At 63.0% G+C, this 17,301-nt stretch carries 13 protein-coding genes; 8 read left to right on the forward strand and 5 right to left on the reverse strand.

The features are described from left to right. Window positions 1-128: 128 nt before the first annotated feature. The 4 genes from M0D68_RS29670 to M0D68_RS29685 all read right to left on the reverse strand — a co-directional run bounded on the left by M0D68_RS29670 (window position 129) and on the right by M0D68_RS29685 (window position 5,970). Window positions 129-1,028 carry an NAD(P)-dependent oxidoreductase gene (locus M0D68_RS29670; protein ID WP_266226167.1) on the reverse strand — a complete coding sequence of 300 codons (900 nt, stop codon included), beginning with the start codon at window positions 1,026-1,028 and terminating at the stop codon, window positions 129-131. Window positions 1,029-1,313: 285 nt separating this feature from the next. Next, window positions 1,314-2,696, reverse strand: coding sequence for an MFS transporter (locus tag M0D68_RS29675; RefSeq protein ID WP_211706411.1), 1,383 nt, complete (start codon window positions 2,694-2,696; stop codon window positions 1,314-1,316). Between the two features lie 155 nt (window positions 2,697-2,851). Next, window positions 2,852-4,528 (reverse strand): AMP-binding protein, encoded by a 1,677-nt coding sequence (locus tag M0D68_RS29680; RefSeq protein ID WP_266226168.1) that lies wholly within the window; start codon window positions 4,526-4,528, stop codon window positions 2,852-2,854. After that, window positions 4,525-5,970, reverse strand: coding sequence for an aldehyde dehydrogenase family protein (locus M0D68_RS29685; protein ID WP_266226169.1), 1,446 nt, complete (start codon window positions 5,968-5,970; stop codon window positions 4,525-4,527). The genes M0D68_RS29680 and M0D68_RS29685 overlap by 4 nt, the downstream gene beginning before the upstream one ends. A 201-nt stretch (window positions 5,971-6,171) precedes the next feature. On the opposite strand from M0D68_RS29685, the gene M0D68_RS29690 reads away from it, so the two are divergent. Continuing rightward, window positions 6,172-6,936 (forward strand): IclR family transcriptional regulator, encoded by a 765-nt coding sequence (locus M0D68_RS29690; protein WP_097393753.1) that lies wholly within the window; start codon window positions 6,172-6,174, stop codon window positions 6,934-6,936. A 146-nt stretch (window positions 6,937-7,082) separates the two neighbouring features. Continuing rightward, a complete protein-coding gene (locus M0D68_RS29695; RefSeq protein ID WP_074288001.1) occupies window positions 7,083-7,835 on the forward strand; it encodes an IclR family transcriptional regulator in 753 nt (250 codons plus the stop codon). A 10-nt stretch (window positions 7,836-7,845) separates the two neighbouring features. Here M0D68_RS29695 and M0D68_RS29700 read toward each other — a convergent pair whose 3' ends face one another. Then, window positions 7,846-9,372: a PLP-dependent aminotransferase family protein gene (locus M0D68_RS29700; RefSeq protein ID WP_093632850.1), complete on the reverse strand. Its 1,527-nt coding sequence runs from the start codon at window positions 9,370-9,372 to the stop codon at window positions 7,846-7,848. Between the two features lie 354 nt (window positions 9,373-9,726). On the opposite strand from M0D68_RS29700, the gene tauA reads away from it, so the two are divergent. The 6 genes from tauA (at window position 9,727) to pta (ending at window position 17,272) form a co-directional block, all read left to right on the forward strand. Further along, a complete protein-coding gene (gene tauA / locus M0D68_RS29705; RefSeq protein WP_093633233.1) occupies window positions 9,727-10,728 on the forward strand; it encodes a taurine ABC transporter substrate-binding protein in 1,002 nt (333 codons plus the stop codon). A 32-nt stretch (window positions 10,729-10,760) separates the two neighbouring features. After that, window positions 10,761-11,576, forward strand: a complete 816-nt coding sequence (locus M0D68_RS29710) for a taurine ABC transporter ATP-binding protein (RefSeq protein WP_211706416.1) — start codon at window positions 10,761-10,763, stop codon at window positions 11,574-11,576. Next, window positions 11,569-12,489: an ABC transporter permease subunit gene (locus M0D68_RS29715; RefSeq protein WP_200619660.1), complete on the forward strand. Its 921-nt coding sequence runs from the start codon at window positions 11,569-11,571 to the stop codon at window positions 12,487-12,489. The genes M0D68_RS29710 and M0D68_RS29715 overlap by 8 nt, the downstream gene beginning before the upstream one ends. A gap of 104 nt (window positions 12,490-12,593) precedes the next feature. Then, window positions 12,594-14,051: a phosphonoacetaldehyde dehydrogenase gene (gene phnY / locus M0D68_RS29720; RefSeq protein ID WP_266226171.1), complete on the forward strand. Its 1,458-nt coding sequence runs from the start codon at window positions 12,594-12,596 to the stop codon at window positions 14,049-14,051. A 167-nt stretch (window positions 14,052-14,218) separates the two neighbouring features. After that, window positions 14,219-16,021, forward strand: a complete 1,803-nt coding sequence (gene xsc / locus M0D68_RS29725) for a sulfoacetaldehyde acetyltransferase (protein ID WP_200651297.1) — start codon at window positions 14,219-14,221, stop codon at window positions 16,019-16,021. Between the two features lie 213 nt (window positions 16,022-16,234). Then, complete coding sequence (gene pta, locus M0D68_RS29730) at window positions 16,235-17,272, forward strand: phosphate acetyltransferase (protein ID WP_266226172.1); 1,038 nt, start codon at window positions 16,235-16,237, stop codon at window positions 17,270-17,272. Window positions 17,273-17,301 lie beyond the last annotated feature (29 nt).

Here is a 17,301-nt window from a genome sequence, read left to right on the forward strand (position 1 = left end):
GCGGACGGCATCGCGAAGGGCCAGGTCGCTCGACGGATTGGACGCCCGTGCCAGGCTCCGATTGGGTCCTGTTGGGGCGCGCTTTCGCTCGGCACGGCAACGCGCCGTGCCGGGACGCTCAAGCGGATTCAAGCGGACGCGCCCTTCGCACTCTCCCTCGCCTCGCTGCGCGCTTCGATCGCACGCACAACGGCCGCCATATCGGCTTGACCATGACCCAACTCAACGGTCTCGGTGTACAGATCAAAGCAGACATCCAGCAGCGGCGACGCAAGATTCGCATGGCGCGCCGCCTCAGCCGCGAGCCGGTTGTTCTTCAACACGTCGACAATCGAGGCCTGCACCGTGAAATCTTCGTTCACGAGCTTGTCGACCTTCACGCGCGAAACGTTGCTTGCCATCGGGCCGGCGTCGAGCACGGCCTGAAATTGCTTCATGTCGAGCCCGTAGCTTCGCGCAAGATGCGCCGCCTCGGCAAGCGCGGTCACCATCGGAATCAGGAACGTGTTGATCGACAGTTTCATCAGAATCCCCGCGGGCACCGCGCCGCAGATCACCGTCTCGTGGCACATCGGTTTGAGAAGTGGACGCACTTCTTCGACGGCCGCCAGTTCGCCCGCCAGCATCGCCACCAGTTGACCCGCTTCGGCCGGCTTGCGTGAGCCCGAGACGGGCGCCTCGACATACTGTCCGCCTGCCGCGCGGATGTCGGTTTCGAGACCACGCGAATAGTCGGCCGATGTCGTGCCCATGTGCACGATGATGTGCTGTGCGACGTTCGTTGCGAAATCCGCAGTGTGGCGGCCGAGCACCGCGTCGAGCGCCGTATCCGTCGCCATCATCAGGATGACGATGTGGGCTTGCCGGAAGACGTCGGCGGCGCTGTCCGCAATCTGCGCGCCTGCGTCGCGCAACGCGGCGCAACGGTCCGGTGTACGGTTCCACACGACCAGTGGGGTGCCGGCGCGCGCGAGGTTGAGCGCCATCGGCTGCCCCATTACGCCGAGACCGATGAATCCTGTTTTCATGGGAGTCTCCGTTCATTATCCGTTGCTTTTGGCCACGGTTCGGTGGATCGATCGAGCCGGGCGACGCCGCCCAGTCTATCCAAATTGCCGCGATCACGCCCGCACACCGAGGGGGGCGATTTTCATAAGAAAAACGCAGCAACGCCGCAACTATTTTCATTTTACTGTTTGCGGCGCGGCGCTCAGGATGAGGGCACAGCAAGGAGACGGAGCCGCCTATTTATGCGCGAGCCGCGGCATGCCATGGGCGGAGCCGTCTGCCGTCCGCCCACTCACCTGAACACCCTATCTCCACCAGCGCAGCGGACGGCGCAGATGATGCCGCTCCAGCCGCACCGCGGCGCTCGCCTGGAGAAACGCGGGCATGCTGTCCAGCGGCCTGCCTTCGAGCCGCTCGCGCTCCTCGTCGGCCTCGACGGTCCTCGCCGGATCGATGAAAAACGCGGCCACGATCCCCACCCCGAGCAAGCACGCGGAAATCGTGAACGGCACGTTATAGCTGCCCGTCGTCTCAATCAGATAGCCGAACACGACGGGCGAGATCATGCCGGCGACGCCGAAGCCCGTATTCATCATGCCGCCCGCCGTGCCCGCGTAGCGACCGCCGATGTCTAGCGGCAAAGTCCACAACACCGGATTCGTGATCTCAAGAAAGAAGAACGACGCCGACAGGTACAGCACCGCCATCAGCGGATTGGTCGCAGACACCATCGGCAGCAGAAACACGAGCGAGCCGCCCATGCCCACCACCAGCACGGCGCAGCGCGCAAAGCGCAGCCGGCCGGTGCGCTTGTAAAGCCGATCCGAAACGACGCCACCCAGGGTGTCGCCGATCACGCCCGCGAGCAGCGGCAGCGCCGTGAACAGCGCCAGTTGCTTGAGATCGAAACCGCGGGCTTCCTTCAGGTACGAAGGCAACCAGGTGAGATAGACCCACAGCAGCCAGCCGTAACAGAAGTCGACGAACGTGACGAGCCACATACGACGGATCAGCTTGCGCCACGGCGTGGCCGCACGCTTGGCGCGTTCGCAGTCGCCCGCGCGATAGCCGATCTCGGCCGTTTCCTCAGGCGTCACACGCCGGTTCTGCTCCGGTGAGTTCGTAAAGACGCAGAGGTACAGCACCGTCCACGCGAGACTCGCCACGCCGAGCAGAATGAATGCGTCGCGCCAGCCGCCCGCCACGACCACCGCGAGCACGAGCGGCGGCGTGACCGCGCCGCCGAGGCGGGCAAAGCTATGGGTAATACCTTGAGCGAAACCCCGCTCCGCCACCGGCATCCAGTAGGTAAAGGCACGCGTCGCCGTCGGAAACGCGCCGCCCTCGCCGATGCCCAACGCGAAGCGCAAGGCGACGAGCATTGCCACACTGCCGGCGAAGCCGGTAGCGAGCGTCGCCGCCCCCCAGATCAGCGACAGCACCGTCAACACCAGCTTCGGCCCGTACTTGTCCGACAGCCAGCCGCCGATGACCTGCATGAACGCGTATGGATAAGCGAAAGCGGAAAACACGAGGCCGAGTTGGACCGTCGTCAGACCCATTTCATGCCGGATGATAGGACCGGCCACGGCAATATTCACACGGTCGATGTACGAGATGAAATACATCAGGCACATGACGGCCAGAATGATGTGGCGCGTCTTCACACGCCGCTTGTGCGTTTGCATGCTGTCTCCTGTGTCTCTTATGTGACGCCGGGGGCGTCTGTGATCGCTCGATCTGTACGTCGTACTGCGTCGCGTCGCGTGCGCCTCGACTCGCGCCCTCCTCTGCTTGCTGGCGCGCTCCGGGCATGCCGTTGCGCATGCCGATACATGCGCCGTCAGGTGGGCACGAGCTTCAGGCGCTGCACCTTGCCCGACGGTCCACGAGGCAGTTCCGCGATGAAGCGAAACTCCTTCGGTGTCTTGTAGCGGCCCAGTTCGCGCAGACAGTGCTCACGCAGATCCGCGATGTCGAGCGCGCCCGGCCCCTCTGAAGTGCGAGGCACGATGAAGGCGACGATCTCCTGGCCGTAAGCGGAATCCGGCACGCCCACCACCGCCGCATCCAGCACACCGGGGTGTTTGAGCAACGCTTCATCGATCTCGCGCGGGGCGATGTTTTCGCCGCCCTTGATGATCAATTCCTTTGCACGGCCGTTGATGTAGAAATAACCGTCGCTGTCGCGATAGCCGAGGTCGCCGGTGCGCAGCCAGCCGTCGGCGGTAAAGGCCGCCCGCGTCTCTCCCGCGCGCTTGTAATAGCCGCGCATGACCTGTTCGCCACGCAGCACCAGTTCGCCGCATTCGTCGGCTGCGCATTCGCGGCCGTCACGGTCGATCACCTTCGCTTCGCCGCCTGACGGCAGACCGATGCTGCCGATTCTCCGGCTTGCCGGGTCGTATGGATTGCTGAACATGGGGGCAGCGGTTTCGGTCATGCCCATCGTTTCGATGATGCCGATTCCGAAACGCGCCTCGAACGCGCGGTGATGCTCGACCGGCAGCGCCGCCGACGCACTGCGGCAAAATCTCAGCGCGGACAGATCGGCCGTGCACGGTTCGTCGTTGTTGAGCAGATAGGCGACGATCGTCGGCACCACGTTGATCCATGTGCAACCGTGGCGCGCGACATCGCGCCAGTAAGTGCGCGCGGAAAATCGCGGCGCCATGACCACCGACCCGCCATGAAAAAGCGGCGCAAGCAGCGTCACGACGAGACCATTGATGTGATAAAGCGGCAACGCGGCGAAGACCCGGTCACCGGTGCCGAGCCGATGTTCGCGCGAGATGTTGCGCGCATTGGCTAGCAGGTTTCGCTGGTCCAGCAGAACACCCTTTGGGGCGCCTGTGGTGCCGGACGTGTACATCAGTAGTGCTACGTCGCTCGCAGCCGGGTCGCCGTTTGCGGTCGTTTCGGTATCCCAGGTGTCTATATGTTTCGCCTGTGCCTCGTATGTCGCACGTGACACACGCTGAGCCGGTTTTGCGTGCACATCCAAAGACACTGCCGCTTCCGCCAGCACGGGTTCGACGGAGGTCGGCACCGGTGCACCATCGGCATCGGGCGACGTCCGCAACAACGCGATGTCGCGGGTCAATCCCTGCTCGCGCAACTCCGCGATCGCGCCCGACATCGCCGCGTGCGTCTCGCCGGAAACGAAAACCATGCGCGTGTCCGAATGCTCCACGATGTAGCGCAACTGCGACGGCTGACACAAGAGATTGAGCGGATTGGCGACGAGCCCGCTGTACATCGCCGCGAGCAGCAGCCTTGCCGTATGGATGCCGTTGCCCATGAAGACCGACACGACATCGCCGGCCTGCAAGCCTGCTTCCTGGAAAACCGTCTCGAGCGCACGGCAGTCGTCGCGCAGTTCCGCGAAGGTCAGCACGTCGGGCCGCAGCACAGCGCCGCCGTCTTCAGCACATTCAGGCGCGGCCAGCAGGAATGGCTTGTCGGGACACTGCGCAGCACGCGCGTCGATCAGCGCACGGATGGTGTAAGGCGTCGTCATTTGCCATACCTCACGAAGAAATCCCCGAGTACGTCGTCCAGTTCGGGGACGCGCTCTTCGATCGGGTAGGCCACGCGCGTGATGTTCAGGTAATGCTGAAAGTTGAGGTTGCTCGAGAAATTGTTGCGGCCCCACGTTCCACATCCCATCGACAGCGAGAATGGCAAGCCGTTATCGAAGTTGCCGCCGGTCGCAAGGCAATGCGCCTGATTCACGATCACGCGCGCAACCGGCAACGTTGAACCGAGCTGTTCCGCCTGGCCCGAGTCGCTGGAATGCAGGCCGACCGAGTGTCCTGCGCCCATGTAGCCGTAGATGCCGCGCACGATGTCGGCAGCGGCGTCGAAGGTTTGCGCGCGATAAACGGTCAGCACTGGCGCAAGCTTCTCGCCCGAGAAGGGGTAATCAGCGCCGAAGCCGGTCTCCTCCACCATCAGAAACGCGGGCTCGCGTGCGGCGATGTCGTCGAGTCCCGCCGCGCGTGCAATCGCCGTGGCCGAGCGCGCGGTGCAATGTGCCGCCAGCTTGCCGTTCGACCACAAGGCGGCCTGCAATTGCGCCTTTTGCGCGGCGTCGAGCATCACGCCGCCGCAGGCAGTCAGTTCGGCCAGCATGTCTGCGTACACCGCGTCTTCGATCACGACGCTGTTTTCGGATGAACAACTCGTAGCGTTGTCGAACGTTTTCGAGCGCGCGATCTTGTGCGCCGCATCGTGCAAATCGGCAGACGCCGTGACGATCGACGCAACGTTCCCTGCGCCCACGCCGAACGCAGGCGTTCCGCTGGCGTAGGCCATCCGCACATTCGCCTGCGAGCCGGTCGCCACGACCAGATCGCACTGCCGCATCAGTTCAGCGGTGGCCGCCTTGCTGATCGGTGCCGGCAACATCTGGACAAGGTCGGCCGCGAGCCCGACTCTGGCGAATTGCGCGTGAATGAATTCGATCAGCAGCGCGCACGACGAATAGCCCTTCGGAGAAGGCGCCACGATGACCGCATTGCCGCATTTGAGCGCGTTGACGATCTTGTTGATTGGCGTGGCCGCCGGATTGGTGGACGGTGTGATCGCCGCCACCACACCGACCGCCCGCGCGATCTCAACGATGCCGGTGGCCTCATGACGCGCGATCACACCCGTGGTCTTCTGCCCGCGCAAATCGCGCAACAGCCCGAGCGTCTTGCGATAGTTCTTGCGGAACTTGTCGTCCGCGTTGCCGAGACCGGTGTCGCGCACCGCCAGCTCGGCAAGCCGTCGGTTGCGGGCGGGCTCCATGATCGCCCACGCGGCAGCAGCGGCGGCGGCATCGAGCACGTCCTGCCCCGCGACCTCGAATTCGCGCTGTGCGGCGCGCGCACGCCCGACCAGTAACGCGACGACGCGCTCGACTTCGCTGTGTGTAGCAGCGTGCGCAGCTTCCGCTTCTGTGGCCCTAACGTTCATACGGTTCACTCCGGACTGAAAAAATTGGCGTTGGTACCAATCTAGTGAGCCGTACCTGCTTCGGAGTCCCGTTTTTTGAACTATCCCTTGCGCTAAGCGGGCCAGAATCGAAAAGTGCGAAATTCGGGACTTTCCATAGTCCCGAAAACTAAACAGACCGATGCACAATCCAACTTATAACTACGACATTGAGGAGACAGCGTGGCGACTTCGAATCAATCGAATGCGGCAGCCGTGCGCGCATTTCGCGTACTCGAAACCCTGGCTGAGGCAAGCGGCCCGCTTTCCATGACGGATCTCGTCCATGCCCTCGAACTGCCCAAGCAGACCGTGCATCGCATTCTGGTGCAGTTGATGGATGCGTGGCTGGTCACGCGCAGCGCCGGCGACCGGCTGTATGAGTGTTCGCCGCGCGTGCGCATGCTGGCGGTCAATGTGCTGATGCATGCGGGCCCGGCCGCTGCCCGCCATGTCCTGCTTGAACAACTGGTGGCCAAAATCGGCGAGACCTGCAATCTGACGATGCTGGCCGGCAACGACGTGGTCTATGTGGACCGGGTGGAAACGGAGTGGCCGCTGCGCATGCACCTTCAACCCGGCTCGCACGTGCCGCTGCACTGTTCGGCAAGCGGCAAGCTGTTGCTCAGCTTTCTTCCCAAAGACCGGCGCGAACGGGTTATCGAAACCTTGCCGCTGCGCGCCTATTCCGAGCGGACGATTACGGATCGCGGCGAGTTACGCAAGGAGTTGACCATCACGCGGCGACGCCAGCTCGCGATCAACAATCAGGAACATTTGCAGGGACTCATCGCAATCGCGGTGCCGGTCATGCTGGATCGCAATCGCGCGTGCGCGGCCATCGCCGTCCAGGCGCCGGTCGGGCGGGTGGTACTCGACGATCTGCTGGCCTTCCTGCCCGATCTGCGGTTGGCCGCGGAGGAAACCGCCAAGACATTCCGGCAGTAGCGCCGAAATAGCGCGCCGCAGCACGTTCCGAAAAACGGGATGAACTGCGTTGGAATTGCACGCCGAAGCCGCCCCAACCCCGCGAAAACCATGGCCGACAAAGGCACACGGTACAATGACGCCGATCCATTTTCCGGAACGGCACCATGACTAAAGCGGATACTCCCACCCTGCGCGCGTTCGCCCTGCTGGAACATCTCGTCCGCGCCGAAGGTCCGGTGTCGCTAGCCGACATTGCTCAGGATGTCGATCTGCCCAAGGCTTCGCTGCATCGCATGCTGGCTTCGCTCGAAGCCGGTGGTCTCGTGATCCGCGAACCCGGTCAGAAGAATGCCTACGTGATCGGGCCGCGTCTCGCGCAACTCGGTCTTGGCGTCATGATGCACTCGGGTGCCCGCCGGTTGCGGCATGCGATCCTGTCGAATCTGGTTGCCGATCTCGGCGAGACCTGCAACCTCACGATGCTGCACGAAACCGAGGTGCTCTATCTCGACCGGCTCGAAGCGCCCTGGCCGTTGCGGCTCGATCTCAAACCGGGCTCGCACGTACCGGCGCATTGCAGCGCGAGCGGCAAGCTGCTGCTGGCCATGCTGCCGCGCGAACAACGCAGCGCGCTCGTCCGCACGCTGAAGCTCGAACGCTTCACGCCGAATACCATCACCGACCCCGAACTGCTCGAAGCGGAACTCGACCGCACCGCGCACAAGCGCATCGCCATCGACAATGAGGAATTTGTCGCCGGTATCGCGTGTGTCGCCGCGCCGGTGATGGATGAGAACAACACCTGCATCGCGGCGATCGCCGTTCATGCGCCGGTATCACGGGCGCCGCTGTCGCGCGCCCTCGAGTTCGTGCCGCGCCTGCAGGAAGCCGCTCAGCAACTCGCTAAAACGTTCTAGCGCGGCCCGCCTATTCCTCGGGCTGCTGCGCGCGCACAAGCTCCGCGAGCAGGCGCACGCCCTCATCGATCTTTTCGAGCTTGATGGCCGAAAAGCCCATCCGGAAGCAGTGGTTCTGCTCCAGTCCCGTCATGAAGAAAACCCGCCCCAGCTCGATCAGGATGCCATGTGCCTGCGCGTCCGCGGCAAGCTGTGTCGCATCGAGCCACGGCGGGCCTTCGACCCAGCACGACGCGCCACCGCCGACCGGCAGATAACGCGCTTCCGGAAGGTGCGTGTCGAGCGCCGTCATCAGCGCCTGCGCGCGTTCCCGATAGGCGTGAGCGAGGCGCCGCAGCAGCGCATCGTGGTGCCCGAGCGCCAGAAAAGTGGCAAAGGCACGCTGAATATAGGCGGCCGGATGCCGCACCATCAGGCGCCGCAGCGCGCGCAATTCGCGGACCAGTTCGCGCGGCCCGACGATATAACCCAGCCGCAACCCGGGCGCAAACGTCTTCGACAAACTGCCGATATAGATCACCCGGTCTGCGGTATCCAGGCTCTTCAACGCCGGATGCGGTGTGCCTGAGAAGTTGTTTTCACTCTCGTAGTCGTCCTCGATCAGGACGAAGTCATGGGCCTGCGCCTGTTCCAGCAGCGCATGACGCCGCTCGATGGGCATGGTGGCCGTGGTCGGGCACTGATGACTCGGCGTCACATAGACGTAATCGCATTGCGCGAGCAGATCGGCGTCCTCGGCCGGGCGCACGCCGCCGCTATCCACAGGCAGCGGCTGCAGCCGCGCATTGCGGTTCTCGAAGATATTGCGGGCATCCGGATAGCCGGGGTTTTCGAAACCAATCGTGGTCCGCTCGCTCGCGAGCAGATCCGCGATCAGATAGAGCGCCTGCTGGCAGCCGATCGTCACGACGATTTCGTCGGGCATCGCAAACACGCCGCGCCGCGGCAGCACTCGTGTGCGGATCTGCTGGATCAGCGTATCGTCATCGCGTTCGATCAGATCCGGCGCCCAGTTGCGAATCTCCATCACCGACAGCGCTTTCATGCAGCATTCGCGCCAGTCGTTAGTCGGAAACAGCGACTGGTCGAACTGCCCGTAGATAAAGGGGTATTCGTAGCTCAGCCAGTTGCCCGGCTTGACGATATTGCGCTGCGAGGACGGCCGTCTTCTGACGCGCTGGTCCCAATCCGGCCTTGCGAGCGCCTCGTTGGCCGCCTGTCCAGGGACCGTCTGCAGCGGCGCAAATTCGTGCCGCCCCTCGAGGATGGCCGGGTTGACGAAATGCCCGCTGCGCTCACGCGAAAGCAGATAGCCCTCCTCAACCAGTTGCTGGTAAGCCAACACGACCGTATTGCGCGCAACGCTCAATTGGTCGGCCAGCTCCCGGCTGGACGGCAGCGCGTGATTCGGCAGCAGTTGGCCGTCCAGAATCGCGGCCACCAGCATCTGGCGAATCTGACCCTGGAGGCTCATGTTCGACTCGGGTGAGCGCTGGAACCGCTGGGTCCATAGGGCCACCGAGGTGCGACTTGCCATGCTTTCTCCTGATTTTTATAGGCGGAGCCCGCCCGCGCAAAGGCGGACACCGGCATTGTGAACGCGCAAAAAAGCGTGAGCCACCAGCCCGGCCGGCTGCCGGCGAGATCGGCGCAACGGCCCACTCTGGTGCAAGGGTGTGGACTCAACGATCAGCCACGTCTGGCCCTAACCCGCAACATTTTTTACTGACGATACTCGCATCACCCCATTGCCGGCGATTGGGACAAGCCCCCGTCGGCGAAGGTTGGATTCACGTGTACTCGCGTGCCTGCACGGCCATTCTGGAGACCTACGATGAAAAGCGACAACCCCCAAAAGCTGTCCCGCTGGTTCGGCCATCTGACGCGCCGCATGACGGTAGCGGCATTCGCAGCACTCGCCTGCGTGGTGGCGCCAGCCAGTCACGCGCAGGACAAGGAGGTCACGATAGCCTATCAACAGATCGTCGACCCATGGGTCGTCGCGATCGCGAGCGGCTCCATCGAGAAGGACACGGGCTACAAGATCAACTGGCGCCAGTTCGAATCCGGCGCGAAGGTCGCGACCGCCATGGCGTCGGGCGACGTGAAGGTCGGCGTGATCGGTTCGAGCCCGCTCGCCGCCGCAGTCAGCCAGGGCCTCGACCTGCAGCTCTTCTGGATTCTGGACAACATCAACCAGGCCGAGGCGATGGTCGTACGCAACGGCTCCGGCATCACCAAACCAGCCGATCTGAAGGGCAAGACGATCGGCGTGCCGTTCGTATCGACGACGCACTATCACACCATGTTCGCGCTGCAGCATTGGGGCATCAATCCGTCCGAGGTGAAGATCCTCAACATGCAGCCGAATCAGCTGGTCGCAGCGTGGGAGCGCGGCGATATCGACGCCGCTTACGTGTGGGACCCGGCGCTCGCGCAATTGAAGAAGAACGGCAAGGTCCTGATTACGTCCGGCGACCTGTCGAAGCTCGGCAAACCGACCTTCGACGGCATTGCTGTCGACCGCCAATGGGGCGAGGCGCATAAGGACTTCATGGCAAAACTCGTGAAAGCCATCGCCGACGCCGACGATCAATACCGCAAGAACACGGCGCAATGGAATGCGACTTCGCCGCAGGCCACGGCCATCGCCAAGATGATCGGCGGCTCGCCGGCCGACGTGCCGGAGTCGCTCTCGCTCTATGCGTTCCCGACGCTCCAGGAGCAGGCCTCATCGCAATGGCTGGGCGGCGGCAGTGCGGGCCGGGCGACCTTCGCGCTGAAGGACACGGCGAACTTCCTGAAGGATCAGAAACAGATCAGCGCGGTGTTGCCCGATTACTCGAAGTTCGTGACCCCGGCTTACGCCGAAGCGGCAATGAAACTTAAATGACGTAGGCCGGTTCCGTCGAATCAGGAGGCAACATGGAAAGCATGAGAGTCAAGAATGTGAGCGTGGTCTTTCCGGGGCGCAAGGCCGGCCAGACCGTGCACGCGCTTGACAACATCAATCTGACGATCAACTCGGGCGACTTCGTCGTCGCGCTCGGTGCATCGGGTTGTGGCAAGACCACCCTGCTCTCGCTGATGGCGGGCTTCATCGCGCCGACCAGCGGCGAGTTGCTGCTCGGCGGTTCGCCGATCGCCGGACCGGGCGCCGACCGTGGCGTCGTGTTCCAGAAGCATGCCCTGTTGCCCTGGCTCAACGTGATCGACAACGCCGAGTTCGGCCTGAAGCTTCAGGGCGTGCCGAAAGCGCAGCGGCGCGACATCGCCGCGCGCAATCTGGCGCTGGTCGGTTTGCAGGACTTTCACAAGCACATGATCTATCAGCTTTCCGGCGGGATGCAGCAGCGTGTGGGCATCGCCCGCGCGCTGACTTGCGACCCCGCCATGCTGCTGATGGACGAGCCGATGGCCGCGCTGGACGCACTGACCCGCGAAACCATTCAGGAGCTGCTGCTCGACGTCTGGACGAAAACCAGCAAGATGTTCTTCTTCATCACGCACAGCGTGGAGGAAGCGCTCTTTCTGGCCAGCCACCTGATCGTGATGTCGCCGCGCCCTGGGCGCATCACGCATACCTACGAACTGGATTTCAATCGACGCTTCCTGGAGACGCGCGACGCGCGCGCCATCAAGTCGAGCCCCGATTTCATCGACATGCGCGAACGCGTGCTCAGCATCATTTACGGCGACGAGAAAATGCACGCCGCCGAAGCCGAGGTGACACATGTTTAGTTCAAAACGGGCTCATGCACTGGCGCACGGCCAGCAAGCCTCGCTCGGATCCGACACGCCGATGGAGCCTCCACGCACACCCGGTCGACGTCCACGACTGCTCGCCAAGAAACCCGCGCGGCCAGGCGACACCTTCGGCGTGCCCGGCCAGGGCAGCAGCGTCGTCACAAGCCTCATCACGGTCTCTCTGTTCATCGGGCTGTGGTTTGTCGCGACTAACCTGCATTGGATCAAGCCGCTCTTTCTGCCGTCGCCGCAAGCGGTGTACGCAAAGTTCATCTACGTCGCGACAGAAGGCTTCGCCAACTCCACGCTCGCGCAACATACCGGCATCAGCTTGCTGCGCGTGTTCGGCGCCTTCGCGCTAGCCTGCGTGACCGCGATTCCCATCGGCGTGATGATGGGCGTCTCACGCTTTGCACGCGGCATCTTCGATCCGCCTATCGAGTTCTATCGGCCGCTGCCGCCGCTCGCCTATTTGCCGCTCATCATCATCTGGTTCGGCATCGGCGAATTCTCCAAGGTCTTTCTCATCTATCTGGCCATCTTCGCGCCGCTCGCAATTGCCGCGCGATCAGGCGTACGGTCCGTGTCGATCGAGCAGATTCATGCGGCCTATTCGATGGGCGCCTCGCGCACGCAGGTGGTCTTGTATGTGATTCTGAAATCCGCGTTGCCGGAGATTTTTACGGGTATGCGGATCGGCATCGGCGTCGGCTGGACGACGCTCGTCGCCGCGGAAATGGTGGCGTCAACCAGCGGTCTCGGCTTCATGGTGCTCAACGCCGCGGAGTTTCTCGCGAGCGACGTGGTGATCATGGGCATCATCGTGATCGGCTTCTTTGCACTGTGCTTCGACTTGCTGATGCGTCACCTCGAACGCGTGCTGGTGCCGTGGAAAGGCCGGGTGTGATCGTAGACGACCGGCGTGGACTCAGCGATTGGCGGCGGCTGGCACTACTCCGATGACGGTGCCCTCCGCAATACTTCAGCTGTCTGTTATCGCTGGAGGGCAGTATGAATTCGATCGCGAAAGTCTGGCCGTCGCCGCAGGTTCGTCATGAAGCGCTGCGCATCGGCGGAGAATCAATCCGGCGCGCGGAGATCATCGAGGTTTTTAACCCCTACAACGGTGAACTGGTCGGCACGGTGCCCAAGGCGACGGTGGCCGACGTACGGCGCGCCTTTGCCTGGGCACACCAATATCGGGCGCGGCTGACGCGCTACGAGCGCTCACAGATCCTGCTGCGCGCAGCGGATAGGGTCCGCCGGCGTACTGAAGAAATCGCCGATCTGATCACCGCTGAGTCCGGCCTGTGCAAGAAAGACTCCTTGTACGAAGCAGGCCGCGTGGCCGACGTGATGACGTTCGGCGCCAATGAGGCGCTCAAAGACGACGGCCAGGTGTTTTCCTGCGATCTCACGCCACACGGCAAGAAGCGCCGCGTCTACACCCAGCGCGATCCCCTGCTCGGCGTCATCTCCGCGATCACCCCGTTCAACCATCCGATGAATCAGGTTGCGCACAAAATCGTGCCCTCGATCGCGACCAACAATCGCATCGTCGTCAAGCCCTCCGAGAAGGTGCCGTTGTCCACGTACCTGCTCGCGGATATCCTTTACGCGGCCGGCCTGCCGCAAGAAATGCTGCAGGTCATCACCGGTGACCCGAAAGACATTGCCGACGAACTCATCACGAACGAGCACGTCGATCTGATCACCTTCACGGGCGGCGTGCAGATCGGTAAATACATCGCCAGCAAGATGGGCTATCGACGCGCGGTGCTCGAACTCGGCGGCAACGATCCGATCATCGTGATGGAAGACGCCGACCTGGAAGAAGCCAGCACGCTCGCCGTCTCAGGCTCCTACAAGAACTCCGGCCAGCGTTGTACCGCGGTCAAGCGCATTCTGGTGCACGAGGCGGTGGCCGATCGCTTCGTCGAACTGCTGGTGGAAAAGACCCGCGCCATACGTTATGGAGACCCCACCGATCCGGCGACCGACATGGGCGCCGTCATCGACGAAGCCGCAGCGAAATTCTTCGAAGCTCAGGTGAACGATGCGATCAGCCGCGGCGCGAAGCTTCTGGTGGGCAATCGCCGCGAAGGCGCGCTGTATTCGCCGACCGTGGTCGATCACGTCACCCCTGACATGCCGCTCGTCAAATACGAAACCTTCGGACCCGTGTCGCCAGTGATCCGCTTTCGCGATATCGACGACGCGATCCGGATTTCCAATTCGACCGACTACGGGCTCTCGTCTTCGGTTTGCACGAATCGCCTCGATTACATCACGCGCTTTATCGCCGAGCTGCAGGTGGGCAGCGTGAACGTGCGCGAAGTGCCCGGCTACCGGCTCGAGTTGACGCCGTTCGGCGGCATCAAGGATTCGGGTCTTGGCTACAAGGAAGGCGTCCAGGAAGCGATGAAAAGCTTCACCAACGTGAAGACCTATTCGCTGCCGTGGGATTGAGCCGCCCCACGCATTCCGCCCTGCATCACATTCTTCAATTTTCGAGACAACTTGTACCGTTTATTTCTCATCACCTATTGACCATCATAGGTGCATGCTCTACATTTTAGATAAGCACTTTTCGGAACAAATTGTTCCGGTTTCATTAAACATCGGAGACAACCCTCATGAGCGATCACACCCCCGTTAGCGGCCCGCAGGCCATGACCCCGTCAGAAGCTTTTGTCGAAACCCTGGCCGCAAACGGCGTGACCGACATGTTCGGCATCATGGGTTCGGCCTTCATGGACGCCATGGACATCTTCGCGCCCGCCGGCATCCGTCTCATTCCCGTGGTGCACGAGCAAGGCGCCGGCCACATGGCCGACGGCTATGCTCGTGTATCAGGCCGCCATGGCGTGGTGATCGGCCAGAATGGCCCGGGTATCAGCAATTGCGTGACAGCTATCGCCGCGGCCTATTGGGCGCACAGCCCCGTGGTCATGATCACGCCCGAGGCGGGCACCATGGGCATCGGCCTGGGCGGCTTCCAGGAAGCGAAGCAACTCCCCATGTTCCAGGAATTCACCAAGTATCAGGGCCACGTCACCCATCCCGCGCGCATGGCTGAATTCACCGGCCGCTGCTTCGATCGCGCGCTGGCCGAGATGGGCCCGACCCAGCTCAACATTCCGCGCGATTATTTCTACGGCCAGATCAAGGCCGAGATTCCGCAACCGCAGCGTCTCGACCGCGGCCCCGGCGGCGATCAGCGCCTGAACGAAGCGGCTGAACTGCTCGCCCAGGCCAAGTTCCCCGTCATCATCTCCGGCGGCGGCGTGGTGATGGCCGATGCGATCGAGGAATGCAAGGCGCTCGCCGAACGTCTGGGTGCCCCGGTCGTCAACAGCTACCTGCACAACGATTCGTTCCCTGCCGACCACCCGCTGTGGTGCGGCCCGCTCGGCTATCAAGGCTCCAAGGCTGCGATGAAACTGATCCAGCGTGCCGACGTGGTGATCGCGCTCGGTTCGCGTCTGGGACCGTTCGGCACGCTGCCGCAACACGGCATGGACTACTGGCCGCAGAACGCCAAGATCATCCAGATCGATGCCGACCACAAGATGCTTGGCCTGGTGAAGAAGATTTCCGTGGGCATCTGCGGCGACGCCAAGGCCGCAGCGGTTGCACTGACGCAGCGCCTCGAAGGCCGCACGCTCGTCTGCGACGCCTCGCGTGAAGAACGCGCCGGCGAGATCGCCGCGGAGAAGGCGGCATGGGAGAAGGAGCTCGACGGCTGGACCCACGAGCGCGACCCCTACAGCATGGACATGATCGAGGAGCAGAAAGACGAGCGCACGCCCGGCGGCGGCAACTATCTGCACCCGCGCCAGGTTTTGCGCGAGCTCGAAAAAGCCATGCCGGATGACGTGATGGTCTCCACCGACATCGGCAACATCAACTCGGTGGCCAACAGCTATCTGCGCTTCAAAAAGCCGCGCAGCTTCTTCGCCGCGATGAGCTGGGGCAATTGCGGCTATGCGTTCCCTACCATCATCGGCGCCAAGGTTGCGGCACCGCATCGCCCCGCGGTCTCTTACGCCGGCGACGGCGCGTGGGGCATGAGCCTGATGGAAACCATGACCTGCGTGCGCCACAACATTCCGGTCACCGCGGTGGTCTTCCACAACCGGCAATGGGGCGCCGAGAAGAAGAACCAGGTCGACTTCTACAACCGCCGCTTCGTCGCCGGTGAACTCGACAACCAGAGCTTCGCGGGCATTGCTCGCGCGATGGGCGCCGAGGGTGTGACGGTGGACCGGCTCGAGGACGTCGGCCCGGCGCTCAAGCGTGCGATCGATGCGCAGATGAACCACGGCAAGACCACCATCATCGAGATCATGTGCACCCGCGAACTCGGCGATCCGTTCCGCCGCGATGCGCTGGCCAAGCCGGTGCGCCTGCTCGACAAGTACAAGGACTATGTCTGATCTTTCCGTTGTCTGATGGTCCGGGCGCGGGGAACACATCACCTCGCGGCCGGCGGGCCGGAAACGGGATCTCCCCTGCCGTTTCCGGCTTCTTTGTCTCAGGCCTGATTTCTGCCCGCTTTGTTTTCGGCCGCATTCGTTGGCTGCCTGTTGCGTCTCCCGCCGCCTTCATTTGCTGCGCCCTCTGTTCAACCGTGACTGCCGCCCTGTGCCATGAAAGCCATCAACCGCATCATCGAACGCGCCCGCTCGTCGCCGAGACGCATCGTGCTCTGCGAAGCGGAGGATCCCCGCATGCTGGAGGCGGCGCAACGCGCCACGCGTGAAGGCATCGCCCGCATCGTGTTGGTAGGTCCAAGTGAGCGCATCCGCGCGGCCGCAGCAGAGCAAAGCATCGAACTGTCCAGCATGGAGCTGGTGGATCCTGCGACCTCGCCGCTCGCGCCTTCGTTTGCCGAAGCGCTCTTCACACTGCGCAGCAAGAAAGGCATGACGCCGGACGAAGCCAGGCAGGAAATCCTCAATCCCCTCTGCTTTGCCAACCTGATGGTGCGGCTCGGTCACGCCGACGGCTCGGTGGCCGGCTCCGTGCACACCACCGCCGACGTGGTCCGCACGGCGATCCAGATCATCGGCCTTCATCCGTCCTTCCAGCTCGTGTCGAGTTTCTTCCTGATGATGCTGTGCGAGCCCTTCCACACGCTCAAAGGCGGCTTGATCTTCTCCGACTGCGGACTGGTGGTGGACCCGGACGCCGGCGAACTGGCCCAGATCGCGATGGCGGCTGCCGACAGCGCGCAAAGCCTGCTGATGGAGGAGCCGCGCGTGGCCATGCTGTCGTTTTCGACCAGCGGCAGCGCCCGGCACGCTGCAGTCGACAAGGTCGTGGAAGCAACGCGCCAGGTGAGGGAACAGCGCCCGCATCTGGCGATCGACGGCGACGTGCAACTGGACGCGGCACTCGTCTCCGAGATCGCCATGCGCAAGATCGAGCATTCGCAGGTTCAAGGACACGCCAACGTGCTGATTTTCCCGAGTCTCGAGGCCGGCAATATCGGCTACAAGCTGGCCGAGCGGATCGGCGATGCGAAGGCAATCGGCCCCTTGCTGCAAGGCTTGAAAAAGCCGGCCAACGATCTTTCGCGCGGCTGCAGCGCCGACGATATCTACTACGTGATCGCGGTGACTGCCGTGCAGGCGCAGACCGCTGAAGCACCGCTAGACGCACACACCACGCCGCTCGCGTCGTGACCCACTCGGAGTCAGGCCGCGGCGGGAGC

It is taken from the genome of Paraburkholderia sp. SEWSISQ10-3 4, assembly GCF_030464785.1.
In the GTDB taxonomy this organism is placed as follows: Bacteria; Pseudomonadota; Gammaproteobacteria; order Burkholderiales; family Burkholderiaceae; genus Paraburkholderia; species Paraburkholderia aspalathi.